Source organism: Kitasatospora sp. NPDC056181, from assembly GCF_042266225.1.
Classification (GTDB): Bacteria; Actinomycetota; Actinomycetes; order Streptomycetales; family Streptomycetaceae; genus Kitasatospora.
Genome location: NZ_JBHJUK010000218.1, coordinates 1 through 10,943, shown reverse-complemented (window position 1 = coordinate 10,943; position 10,943 = coordinate 1). Strand labels below are relative to the sequence as shown.

General features: G+C 73.9%; 11 protein-coding genes. 5 read left to right on the top strand and 6 right to left on the bottom strand.

Annotated elements, in window-relative coordinates:
• Positions 1 to 80: 80 nt before the first annotated feature.
• Both ACFC1F_RS40595 and ACFC1F_RS40590 read right to left on the bottom strand, forming a co-directional pair.
• Complete coding sequence (locus tag ACFC1F_RS40595) at positions 81 to 818, bottom strand: alpha/beta hydrolase (RefSeq protein WP_376166487.1); 738 nt, start codon at positions 816 to 818, stop codon at positions 81 to 83.
• Positions 819 to 1,065: 247 nt separating this feature from the next.
• A complete protein-coding gene (locus tag ACFC1F_RS40590; protein WP_376166485.1) occupies positions 1,066 to 1,386 on the bottom strand; it encodes a hypothetical protein in 321 nt (106 codons plus the stop codon).
• Positions 1,387 to 1,615: 229 nt separating this feature from the next.
• On the opposite strand from ACFC1F_RS40590, the gene ACFC1F_RS40585 reads away from it, so the two are divergent.
• The gene (locus ACFC1F_RS40585) at positions 1,616 to 2,002 is read left to right on the top strand and encodes a hypothetical protein (RefSeq protein WP_209412655.1); all 387 of its coding nucleotides are present in this window, start codon (positions 1,616 to 1,618) and stop codon (positions 2,000 to 2,002) included.
• A 296-nt stretch (positions 2,003 to 2,298) separates the two neighbouring features.
• Positions 2,299 to 3,093 (top strand): GNAT family N-acetyltransferase, encoded by a 795-nt coding sequence (locus ACFC1F_RS40580; protein ID WP_376166483.1) that lies wholly within the window; start codon positions 2,299 to 2,301, stop codon positions 3,091 to 3,093.
• Between the two features lie 102 nt (positions 3,094 to 3,195).
• Here the strand turns inward: ACFC1F_RS40580 and ACFC1F_RS40575 are convergent, their stop codons facing one another.
• Complete coding sequence (locus ACFC1F_RS40575; protein ID WP_376166481.1) at positions 3,196 to 3,831, bottom strand: hypothetical protein; 636 nt, start codon at positions 3,829 to 3,831, stop codon at positions 3,196 to 3,198.
• Positions 3,832 to 3,994: 163 nt separating this feature from the next.
• Between ACFC1F_RS40575 and ACFC1F_RS40570 the strand changes: the two genes are divergently transcribed.
• Positions 3,995 to 4,795, top strand: a complete 801-nt coding sequence (locus ACFC1F_RS40570) for an SUKH-3 domain-containing protein (protein WP_376166479.1) — start codon at positions 3,995 to 3,997, stop codon at positions 4,793 to 4,795.
• Positions 4,796 to 5,330: 535 nt separating this feature from the next.
• On the opposite strand, the gene ACFC1F_RS40565 is transcribed toward ACFC1F_RS40570, so the two are convergent.
• Both ACFC1F_RS40565 and ACFC1F_RS40560 read right to left on the bottom strand, forming a co-directional pair.
• Positions 5,331 to 5,774, bottom strand: a complete 444-nt coding sequence (locus ACFC1F_RS40565) for a hypothetical protein (protein WP_376166477.1) — start codon at positions 5,772 to 5,774, stop codon at positions 5,331 to 5,333.
• A gap of 244 nt (positions 5,775 to 6,018) precedes the next feature.
• Positions 6,019 to 7,260, bottom strand: coding sequence for a serine hydrolase domain-containing protein (locus ACFC1F_RS40560; protein WP_376166475.1), 1,242 nt, complete (start codon positions 7,258 to 7,260; stop codon positions 6,019 to 6,021).
• 113 nt (positions 7,261 to 7,373) lie between these two features.
• Here ACFC1F_RS40560 and ACFC1F_RS40555 point away from each other — a divergent pair, with 113 nt between their 5' ends.
• Positions 7,374 to 8,528, top strand: a complete 1,155-nt coding sequence (locus tag ACFC1F_RS40555) for a sensor histidine kinase (RefSeq protein ID WP_376166473.1) — start codon at positions 7,374 to 7,376, stop codon at positions 8,526 to 8,528.
• Positions 8,516 to 9,160 (top strand): LuxR C-terminal-related transcriptional regulator, encoded by a 645-nt coding sequence (locus tag ACFC1F_RS40550; RefSeq protein ID WP_376166471.1) that lies wholly within the window; start codon positions 8,516 to 8,518, stop codon positions 9,158 to 9,160. The genes ACFC1F_RS40555 and ACFC1F_RS40550 overlap by 13 nt, the downstream gene beginning before the upstream one ends.
• 481 nt (positions 9,161 to 9,641) lie before the next feature.
• Here ACFC1F_RS40550 and ACFC1F_RS40545 read toward each other — a convergent pair whose 3' ends face one another.
• A complete protein-coding gene (locus ACFC1F_RS40545) occupies positions 9,642 to 10,766 on the bottom strand; it encodes a serine hydrolase domain-containing protein (RefSeq protein WP_376166468.1) in 1,125 nt (374 codons plus the stop codon).
• Positions 10,767 to 10,943 lie beyond the last annotated feature (177 nt).

The window sequence follows — 10,943 nt, the reverse complement described above, 5'->3', positions numbered from 1 at the left end:
GGTCCCGCCCTCGACGAACACCGGCCCGGCCTGCACCGCCTACCGCCTACCGCCTCTGCTGCCTGCCTGACGGCCCGGCATCACCTCAGGTGCCGGGCGAAGAACCGGGCCCCGGCGTCGAGCTCGAACGACGGGACGCCGGTGTGCCCGCCGAGATTGGCGTGCAGCGTCTTCTCCTTGGTGCCGAAGGCGTCGAACAGGTCCAGGGCCGCCTGCCGGTCGTTCCTTTCGTCGTCCCACTGCAGCAGGACGTGCAGCGGAACGGTGACCTGGCGGGCCTCCTCGAACATGGCCGCGGGCACGAGACTCCCGGCGAAGAGACCGGCGGCCGAGATGCGCGGCTCGACCACCGCCAGCCGGATGCCGATGGAGATCACTCCCCCCTCGTACCCGACCGGGCCGCCGATCCCGGGCAGCGAGAGGAGGGCGTCCAGGGCGGCCTGCCATTCCGGGACCGCCTTGTCGACCAGCGGGAGGACGAGGGCGTCGACGATCTCGTCGCCGACCGGCTCGCCCGCCTCCATCGCCCGGCGCAGGTCGGCGCGGGCCTGCTCGACGGCGGCCAGGCGGGGCCGGTCACCGGTCCCGGGGAGCTCGATGGTGGCCGCGGCGAAGCCGTACTGCGCCGCGTAGTGCCGGGCCCGCCCCGCCAGCCGGGGGTACACCGTGCGCAGTCCCAGAGGAGGGGGGCCGATCAGGATCAGCGGCGCCGGGGCAGATGCGGATGCGGGCGTCCACAGGATGCCGGGGATGTCGCCGAGGGTGAATTCGCGTTCGAGGACGCCGTCGTCGAGGCGCTGCTCGGAGGTGAACTGCATGGTCGTGCCTTTCGGGAGTGCTCAGAGACGGCGCTCCCGGGCGACCTACCGCCCGACCGTGACCCCGGAGGGGAGCACCCATGTCGATACTGCGTTCACGGGTACCACCTCCTCGTTCTCTCGCACGGCCTCCGGAAACCTAGCAGTGGTCGCCGTGGTGCGCCAACGGGTTTGCGGCGCCCCGGGGCGGCCGCATGCACCGGCACTGCCGGCTCGCGTGAACAAGGCCGGCGCCTGGGTGCGCACCCTAGGACAGGGCCGCGGCCCGGACGAGGGCGATCACGCCGAGGACCGCCGGCGGTGCGAACCACCAGGGGCCCATCGCGCGCCGCACCGACGGGATCGCCGTGACGGCCAGGCCCAGCAGGCTCAGTGCGATCGCGCACCCGCAGGCCACGGTGAGTCCGGCGTAGCCCTGGTCGTCCCAGTCGCCCGCCGGGCCGAACCGGACGGCCGAGAACACGACGACCGCGTTGACCGCGTGGATCAGCACCAGCGGCACGCCCAGCACCCAGCGCAGGCACCCCCTGTCCTCCGGGAGGTCGATGCTCTCGCGGCCGTACGTCATCTCAGGGCTTTCCTCACGTCGTCCCGGCTCCCGCCGGGCTCGTTACCGTAGCGCCGCGCCCGACGGCTTCACCACCGCCCACGGACCGCCCCCGCCGGCGACGAGGGAGGCAGGGCTGGCAGGGCCGCGCCGGCACGTGAAGCGACGGCGGCCCGGAGCAACCTGCCCGGAACCGTCCGCCCGGGACCGGGCGTCCGGAGCAGCAGATGATCAACTTCGGGGGAGAAACGTGAACACTCGGCACCTGCCACCGGGCACGGCGGGCACGGCGGGCACCAACTGGACCGCCGTCGGCCTGGTCAGCTGGCTCCTGACGGCGGCCGCCACACTCTGCTGGCTGCTGCTGGGCACACTGATCGCGCTGGCGACCGTCGGCCGCCGGCCGGACCACTCGCTCGGCTGGGCCGCGGCCTTCGTGCTCCTGCCGCTGGCCTGGACCGCCGGCGCGGCGGCGCTGGTCTGGTTCGGCTCCGCGCTGACGGACCCCAGGCCGAGCCCCGGGTTCCGGCGGGCGCTGACCGGTTGCGGCGCACTGGCGGGCTGCCTGCTGGGCGCCCTCGTGCCCACCGTGGGCCGGTCACCGCTGGACGCCCTCCTCACCCTGCTCACCGGCTGACCAGCCGGCCGGCTGACTGGTCGGCCGGCCGGCGCCCGGGCAGGACCGGGCCCCGCCCGGCGCAGCGGCGCCGGCGCTCACGGCCGGCGTGCCCTGGCGGTGAGGTCCTGGTCCGGTCGTGGCGCCTCGCCGGGGTGCGGCCGGGCCGACCGGACGGGCCGACCGGACGGGCGGGCGCGTGGGTCCGTGGACTCGCCCTGGCCCGGCGCCGTCTGCGCAACCGTCAGGTCCTGGTCCTGCAACAGTGCGGCGGCCGGCCACGGCGCCCGCCGGTGGCGGCCTCTAGGCTGCCCCGCATGAGCCTGTCAGCTTCTGCCGTCGCCGCCGCCAGTGCCGCCTGGGTCTGGGCACCGGACAATGCCGAGGTCGTCGAGGACGACGAGTACACGATCCTGCGGCTGCCCGACTACTACGACTTCGACCTCTCGGTGGTCTCCTTCACGCCGGCCGGGCCGCTCGGCACGGCCGTTGACGCGGTGCTGGAGCGGGCGCGCACGTTCGGGCTGCCGACCCTGGACTGGCAGGTGCTGCTCGGCTCCCCGGCCGGGCTGGCCGCCGAGCTGGCCGCACGGGGCGGGCGGGTGAAACTCGACCTGGAGGTCCTGGCCGCGGACCTGAGCCGGGGAGCGCCCCCGCTGCGGCCGCCGACGGTGGACGTATCGCTCCGCTGGGCAACGGACTTCGCGACGGCGCGGGACCGGGCGACGGTCGAGGTCACCGGGTTCGGCGGCCGGCTCCCGCCCGACGAGCGGATCGAGATCGCCGCCGCCAGGGACGCGAAGGCCGTTCCGGCCGGCGGGGGCGGCACGGTCGTCGCCTACGTCGACGGTGAGCCCGCCGGGACCGGCGGCGTCGCGATCGTGGACGGCGTCGCGCGGCTGACGGGCGGGGTCGTGGCACCGTCCCGGCAGGGCCAGGGGGTGTACCGGGCGGTGCTCGACGCCCGGCTGTCCTACGCGGTGACGCACGGGGCGACGATGGCCCTGGTCAAGGGCAACGCGGCCACGTCCGGCCCGATCCTGCGGAAGGCGGGCTTCACGACCTTCGGCCCGGAGCCCGTCTACGCCCTCCCGCTGCGCGGCGGTTGCTAGCGGCCCTTCTTCCCGGATCGGCGGGCAGCCCGGGTGAGGACGCCTGCGCGGTGGAGTCGTGCGCGTCGGCGGGCAGTGCCGGCACCCGCGTCGGCGTCGGCGTCACCGGGCCCCGGGGCGCAGGACCGGCAGCCCGGCCCGCAGCCGGTCCAGGAAATCCTCGACCCGCAGGCTGCCGTCCTCCGCGTCCACCACCTCGGGCACGAACGCCTCGATGATGCCGTCCCCGACGGCGAAGTCGGCGTCGTCGTCGTCTTCGTAATTGTTCACCCAGCGCGCGTCGGGGGCGCCCACTTCCATGTGGTGGTCGTAGTCGATCACCCAAGGGGTGTCGACGATCCCGGTCTGCAGAGAGCCGTGGTTGTACCAGCCGTAGACCAGGTGGGTGAAGGCGCCGTCGTGGATGCAGATCTCCGCGTCGCCGCCCTCCAGGGTCTCGGCCTCGGTGCGTCCGCCGACGTAGAGCCCGGGCCGGTCCTCGTAGAGCGCGATCGGACCTTTGACCGTCAGGTCGCCGGTGACCACGATCAACTCGACGTCGTGCTCGTCGTCCCCACGGCGCAGTTCGTTGATGGCGTCCAGGAAATCCCCGTCGAGCGTGAGGTCGCCGTCGAAGAACAGCACCTCGTCGTAGCCGGGCGACGCTCCCGCCCCCTCGAACACGGCGGACAACGCTCCGCCCAGGCGGGCGTCGGCGTCGGCATAGGACAGGGCTGCGGGGATGGCGGATGTCGGCATGGGCAGGAGTGTAGAGACGTGCCCTGACAGCCGAACGGACGGTCCGGCGCCGTCGTGAGGCTGCTGTCGGATCGTGTTGCAGCCGCCTGCGGTCCTCGCCGGGGCGTCCTCCTTCCCGGTCGGCACCGCATGCGCGGTGATCAACTTTGCGAGGATGGGGCGCATGGTCAGCGTCGAGGAGTGGATCCGGGTCCGACGAGGCCTCCGGTTGGGACAGCGGCTTTCCGGGACGGTGACCGCGGTGCCGACTCCGGGCGCGACCGGGCTCTTCGTCGACGTCGGCCTCCCGGTCGGCGGGTTCGTCGACGTGCTGCTGCTTCCGGAGGACGGGCATCGGTGGCCGGCAGTGGGAACGGTGGCGGAGTTCGAGGTCTGGTGGGCCGACAAGCGGCCGCAGGTGCGGCTCAAGCCGGTCGACCGACGGTTCTTGCGCGAGGACTTCGACGAGTGGCAGGCGCGGTGGCGTCCGGGCTGGCCGGAGAACGTGCCCGTGGATCAGGCGTGGGTGGAGGCGGAGGCCGCCCCGCTGCGGGAGGCCGGCGCGGTTGAGGAGACGTTGCGTGCGGCTGGATGGTGGCCGGGGAGACGGGTTCCGGTCCGACCGTGGCGCGAGATGCTGGAGGCAACGGGACTGGTTCGCATGCACGAGGCGGCCGAACTCTTCCTGTCCGAGTTCGGCGGCTTGGACGTGCGGATCGACGGGCCCGGCATCGATGTCGCGAAGACGCGATTCCACTTCGACCCCGAGCCGGTGGCAGGCGAGGAGGACCGGTTCGCGGACTGGAGCGCGACGGTCGGAAAGGACCTCTTCCCCATCGGTGAGCTTGATGGGGGCCGGTTCTTCCTCGGCATCGACGAGAACAGCGAGATCTACCTGATCGAGACCTGGGTGGCGACGTTCGGCCCGGCCCAGGAGGCTCTGGAAAGGCTCGTCCTGGGCATCGCCCCCCGGCGTATCGGTTGAGCGGCTGCGACTCGTCAGGAGCGGTGGCAGTGTTCCCGGCCCCGGGGCCGGGAAGCCCGCTCGGCAGGGGTGACGGAAGCGCCCCGGTCACCGGGGCGGCCGCCCACTGGTCCTGCACGCCGGTTCGTGCCAGGTGGTACGGACGACCAGGCCGCCCTGGGTGAGGCGCTCGCTGGCCCAGGTCCGGCAGCACCCGCCGCCCGTCCCGGCCGCAGCCGCCGGCCTCCCGGCACGGACCGGGGCGGCGGGCAAGGGCAGGGCGGGTGCAGCACGTGCGGGCAGGGCGGGCGCGGGCCCGGTGAGCGCGGGCACGGCCGGACGGCGGCGACTGCGGCGCCTGGTCGAGGGTGTCGTCATGTCGCAGGCTCTGCCCACCGTGCCACGGTGCCGAACCCCGCCGTCACCCGTACGGCCCAGTCCCGGCCCCGCAGGACCGGACGGGACCGTCGGCTCCTGCGGGTGCCCCAGCCGGTCCCCCGCCACCGGGCCCCCGCCGCCGGGCCCGACCTGCCGCGGGCCCGGGCACGGTGCGGGGTCAGTGCCCCAGGGCCGCCTTGGCGGCCACGATGACCAGGCCGAGCAGCAGGTTGACGACGCCCTCGCCGATCGCCATCCGGCGGGACGCACCGGCCCGGATCGCGCCGAGGGTCGCCCAGGCGACCTGCTGCGCCACCGCGACGCCGAGGGCCAGCCAGGCGGTCCCGGAAAGACCGAGGCCGAACAGCGGGCTGACCGCCACCGCGACCGCGGGCAGCACCGCAGCCTCCACGATGGACCATTCGTGCCCGGCGACCCGGCGCACCTCCCGGCGGTCGACGGGTGTGCCGACGGTCCGCTCGCCGGCGACCAGCGCGTACACGTGCGCCGCCCAGAACACCACACCCGTGACCAGCAGCAGCCCGATCAGCTGGAGGCGCGGGAATTCCCCGGCGGTACCGGCGGTCGCCACCACGGACGCGGCGAGCAGGGAACCGTACACCGCACCGGCGTAGTCCGTCCGGCCGGAGCGATGCCGCTTCGCAGGCACGGGTCGACCCGCCGGGGCCGGAGAACTGGTCACCGACCCAACATAGGGGCCTGCGCCGGACATCACCGCGACCGACTCATCCGTCCGTGCGCGCTCCCCGCCCCGGGCCCGGGCGGCTCAGCCGTCCGTGCGCAATCCCCGCCCCGGGCCCGGGCAACTCCCCGCCCCACGGACTGCCCGCCCCGTGCGGCGGGCCTCAGCGCGGCCGGCGGCCGGTGTCCGCGGCCGTCGTGCACAGGGCGTCGTCGACCAGCTTGTTCTCGGCCTGTGCCACGCGCAGGACGTCGTCCTCGGAATCGGCCTGGACGCCCGACAGCGAGACCGTGACGCTGCGCCGGCCGTCGGCGGTGACGCCGGTGGAGGTGATCCAGCCGGAGTCGCCGCCCTCGTGGCCCCAGTACTCCCCGCCGCAGGACAGCGGGCGCGAGAAGAGCCCCAGGCCGTCACGGGCACCCGGCATGAAGTGCTCGAGCTTCTCGCCGACCGGGACGGTCCGTGTCATCTGCGCCAGTTGCGCCGGTGGCAGGAGCCGGCCGCCGAGCAGGGCGCGGAAGAACCGGTTGAGGTCGGCGGTGGTGGAGACGAGCCCGGCCTCTCCGTTGGTGCCCGGGCCGACCTGCTCGGTGACGTCCACGAGCGGCTCGCCGGCCTTGAACCGCTGGTAGGTCTCGGCGTGCGGCCGGGGCAGCACGGGTGAGGCACCCGGCCGGAAGGTGTGGTCGAGGCCGAGCGGCCGGACGATCCGGTCCCTCACCTCCTCGTGCCAGGGGTGTCCGGTGACCCGCTCGATGATCATGCCGAGCAGGACGTACCCGGTGTTGCTGTAACCCCAGTCCTCGTCGGGCTCGAAGTCCGGGCTGTGGCGCATCGCCCGGGCGACGGTCTGCTCGGGCGTGTAGGTGTCGTACCGGTGCCGGCGGAAGTCCTGCGCCGAGGTGTAGTCCGGGTAGTCGTCGTGGATGCCGCCGGTGTGCTGGAGCAGTTGGCGAACGGTGATCGCGCGCCCGTCGTTGCCGTTCCCGGACACCACGCCGGGCAGCCACCGCTCGACCGGGTCGTCGAGGGCGATCCTGTGGTCGCCGACGAGCTGCAGGATCACGGTGGCCACGAACGTCTTGGTGATGCTGGCCGCCCGGAAGTGTCCGTCCCCGGGGACCGGCCGGCGGTCCGTCAGGTCGGCGACGCCGCTGGTGGCGGTCGTGTCCCGGCCGTCGGAGGTGACCAGGCGGGCCTGCACTCCCGTCACGCCGAGCGCGGTGATCGCATCGGCGTCGCGCTGGAGCCGGAGCCGGAGCAGGCTTCGGTCGTCGTGCTGCCCGGCGGCCGTCGCGCCGGGCGCACAGGTGGAGAGGGTGGCGGTCACGACGGCGGCCAGCGCCAGGTTCCGCCGGAGGGACCGGCCGCGCCGCCGGGGCGGACGCATCGGTGAAGTCGTCATGGGCGTCGACGCTAGGTCCGGCCGGGGTGGGCGGTCGGTACCCCTCACCGGTGGGAAAAAGGGGTGGCGGGCTGTAGTGCCGGGCGCCGCCGCCATGGCCCAGACTTGGGCGGGTGAACCACCTCGGGGGCAGCAGGCTTTCGGCGACGTGGCGCGGTCTGGGCTACCTGACGGGGAGCCTGTTCACCGCTGCGGTCGCCCTGTTCGCGCTGCCCGTGCTCGTCTTCCCGGCGACGGCCCGCGCCTGGGCGTCCTGGCATCGCCGCCGCGCCGACCGGCTGCTGCTGTCCCCGTGCTCCGGTCCCGTCCGCGTCGGTACGCGGCGTGTTCTCGGGTGGCTGTGCGCAGGCGTCGTGACCGGTCTGGCGTTCGGGCTCGTCGTGGTGCTGTGTGCGGGCAACGCGGTGACCACGGCCGTCACGGTGCCGCTGTGGTGGGCGTTGCCCGCCGGCACCCGCGCGGGCGGTTTCGGCGCCGGTGTCCCGCTGTCCGGGTGGGGCACGGCGTTGACCCTGGGGACCGCGCAGTTCGTCGTCTTCGCGGCCCTGACCCACTGGCTGGTCCCGCCGTTGGCGCGCCTGCACGCCCGGATCTGCGTGGCGCTGCTGTCCCCCTCGGCCGCCGAGCGGCTGGCGCAGCGCGTGGAGACGCTGACCGAGACGCGGGCCGACGCGATGAACGCGCACGGCGCGGAACTGCGCCGGATCGAACGCGACCTGCACGACGGCACCCAGGCCCGGCTGGTGGCCGTCGCGATGCGGCTGGGCGTGGCCCGCGAGCTGCTGGACGAGGACCCGGGGGCGGTGGCCGCACTCCTGGAGGAGGCGCACGAGGGCACCGAGGAGGCCATGGCGGAGCTGCGTGCGGTGATCCGGACGATCTACCCGCCGATCCTCGCCGACCGCGGACTCGCCGGGGCGCTGGCCGCGCTGGGGGCCCGATCGGCGATCGAGACCTCCGTCGACGTCGGCGGCCTCGGGACGGTCCCCGCCGCGGTCGAGGCCGTGGCGTACTTCACGGTCGCCGAGGCGCTGACCAACGCGGCCAAGCACAGCCGGGCCGCCCGGGCCGGCGTCCGTGTCGCACGCGTCGGTGACCGGCTGTCGATCGAGGTCGGTGACGACGGGGTCGGCGGCGCCGACGAGTCGCGGGGTACCGGCATCGCCGGAATCCGCCACCGTGTCCTGGCGCTCGACGGCACCGTCCGCGTCCACAGCCCGGTCGGCGGCCCGACCACGATCACCGTGAGCCTGGCATGCGGGTCGTGATCGCCGAGGACAACGTCCTGTTGTCCAACGGGCTGGAACTCCTGCTGACCGCCAAGGGCTTCCACGTCGCCGCGATCGCCCAGGACGCCCCGGGCTTCGCCGCCGCCGTCGCCGAACACCGGCCGGACGTCACCATCGTCGACGTGCGGCTGCCGCCGACCTTCCGCGACGAGGGCATCCACGCCGCCATCCGGGCCCGCCGCCGGCACCCCGGCCTGCCCGTGCTCGTCCTCTCCCAGTACGTCGAGCAGCAGTACGCCGGCGAGCTGGTCTCCGACGGACGCGGCGGTGTCGGCTACCTCCTCAAGGACCGGGTGAGCCGGGTGAGCGAGTTCGTCGACGCGCTGCGGCGGGTCGCCGCCGGCGCCACCGTCATGGACCCCGAGGTGATCGGGCAGCTCCTCACCCGTCCCGCCCACGACCCGATCGCCGCCCTCACGCCACGTGAACGCGAGGTTCTCGCGCTGATGGCCGAGGGGAAGGACAACGCCACGATCGCGGCCCGGCTCGTCATCACCGACAACGCCGTCCACAAGCACATCGGCAACATCTTCGCCAAGCTCGGCCTCTCGCCGGCCGACAGCGGCCACCGCCGCGTCCTCGCGGTCCTCACCTATCTCAGCCGCCACTGACCGGGCGGTCCGCCGGGCGGCGGTGGGCCCGGTACGGCCCGGTCCGCCGCCTGCCGGGTGGTGCCGGGGCGCAGCGGGCGGGTGCAGCGGGCCGGGTGGTCCGGGTTCGGTGGTGGGTCGCTGACCTGCTAGTATTCTTCTCGTCGCGAGGGAGATGATTCCTCGTCAGGCGTCAGCGGTGCTACCAGAGCACGCCCTACTTTCAGTAGGGAGAGTCCGTGCAACCCGGGCCTGGCGCTCCACTGTCGGACGAGGTCCGGTGCCCATGCGGGCGCCGGGCCTCGTTCGCGTCTGCGGGTTGTTCGCGGGCCGGGACGTCGGCCGCCGCGGCCGGACCCTTCGTCGTCCCGCCAAGGGGCGCGACCACCTGCACGGTTCGTCCCCGCGCCCCGGTGGGCACCGGTGCGCACCGGTTCCGCTGCTCCGGCGAGCGCCCTTCGCCGCCCCGGGGGCGACTCCCGGTCCGCGGGGACCGGCGCGGTCAGCCCGTGGTCCGCGCGCCGCAGAACACGGCCTTGATGAGCCGGTCCAGGGCCTTCGGGAACTCCTGTGCCGGGTCGATCGCGGCGTCTCCCATGGTCAGCCCGGCGGTCAGGGTCCTGCTGCCGTCGGGCGTGCCGATCATCAGCGCGCCGTAGCCGCCCGGGGCGCCGCCGTTGTGGTGGACGATGGTGATGCCGCCGCCGTCCGGTCCCAGGTCCTGCACGAACAGCCCCAGGCCGTAGCCGAGCATCCCGTGCGGCGTGCGCATCTCGGCCAGCAGCGGGGCCGGCAGGAGCCTGCCGCCCAGCAGCGCGGAGAAGAACGTGTGAAGGTCCCGGGTGGTCGAGATCATGTCGCCGGCGCCGACCAGGAGGGAGAGGTTCTGGCGGGTGACGTCGGCCACCTTCCACTGGCCTGCCTCCTGGTAGCGGCAGTAGCCGTGGGCGTGCGGCGCGGGGAGTTCCGGTGAGTCGCCCGGCACCACGGTGTCCCGCAGACCGAGCGGCTCCAGGATCCGCCGCTGCATCTGGTCGGCGTACGAGCCGCCGGTGGCCTGCTCGATGAGCAGCACGGCCAGCGTGTAGTTGGTGTTGGAGTAGCTCTGGTCGGTCCCCGGCTCGAACCGTGCCGGCTTGGACAGGGCGAACTGCACGAGCTCCTGCGGCCGGTAGCTGTGGAACCGGTTGTCCACCCACGGCTTGCCCGTCGCGGCTATCCCCGGCACGAACGTCCCGTCAGGACCCGGCTCTCCGGTGTAGCTGTAGAGCCCGCTGGTGTGCTGGAGCAGCATCCGCACGGTGATCCGCCGGTCCAGCCCGAGCCCGGGCAGGTAGCCGGCCACCGGGGCGTCGAGTCCGACGGTGCCGTCGGCCACCAGGTGCAGCACCAGGGCCGCGACGAAGGTCTTGGTGGAGCTGCCCACCCAGAACCGCCCGTCCGTCGGCGGCTTGGCGCTCTCGCCCAGCTTGCGCACCCCGGCGCTGCCGACCCACTCGCCCCGCTCGTCGTTCACGCGCATCTGCAGGCCGGCGAAGCCTGCGTCGACGAACTCCTGGACGGCCTTCTGCAGTTCCGGGCGCTCGGGCCCGGCGTTGTTCCCGGTGGCGTGCAGGGACTTGCCCATGATTGTTCCTTGTCTCGTGGAAGGACGTACAGGACGTGCAGGACGCGTCCGGGCGGCCCGCAGGCGTGGCCGCGGCGGCTGTTCAGACGGTGCGGGCGGTGATGTTGCCGTAGGAGGTGGTCGCGGTGATGGCCAGGCCGGCGGCGGCGTCGGTGTTGTGCAGCGTGTTGTGGATCC

Excerpts from the sequence above, each read along its gene's own strand:
- ACFC1F_RS40595 (WP_376166487.1), bottom strand. The coding sequence starts at position 818 with ATGCAGTTCACCTCCGAGCAGCGCCTCGACGACGGCGTCCTCGAACGC.
- ACFC1F_RS40590 (WP_376166485.1), bottom strand. The coding sequence starts at position 1,386 with ATGACGTACGGCCGCGAGAGCATCGACCTCCCGGAGGACAGGGGGTGC.
- ACFC1F_RS40580 (WP_376166483.1), top strand. The coding sequence starts at position 2,299 with ATGAGCCTGTCAGCTTCTGCCGTCGCCGCCGCCAGTGCCGCCTGGGTC.
- ACFC1F_RS40575 (WP_376166481.1), bottom strand. The coding sequence starts at position 3,831 with ATGCCGACATCCGCCATCCCCGCAGCCCTGTCCTATGCCGACGCCGAC.
- ACFC1F_RS40570 (WP_376166479.1), top strand. The coding sequence starts at position 3,995 with ATGGTCAGCGTCGAGGAGTGGATCCGGGTCCGACGAGGCCTCCGGTTG.
- ACFC1F_RS40560 (WP_376166475.1), bottom strand. The coding sequence starts at position 7,260 with ATGACGACTTCACCGATGCGTCCGCCCCGGCGGCGCGGCCGGTCCCTC.
- ACFC1F_RS40550 (WP_376166471.1), top strand. The coding sequence starts at position 8,516 with ATGCGGGTCGTGATCGCCGAGGACAACGTCCTGTTGTCCAACGGGCTG.
- ACFC1F_RS40545 (WP_376166468.1), bottom strand. The coding sequence starts at position 10,766 with ATGGGCAAGTCCCTGCACGCCACCGGGAACAACGCCGGGCCCGAGCGC.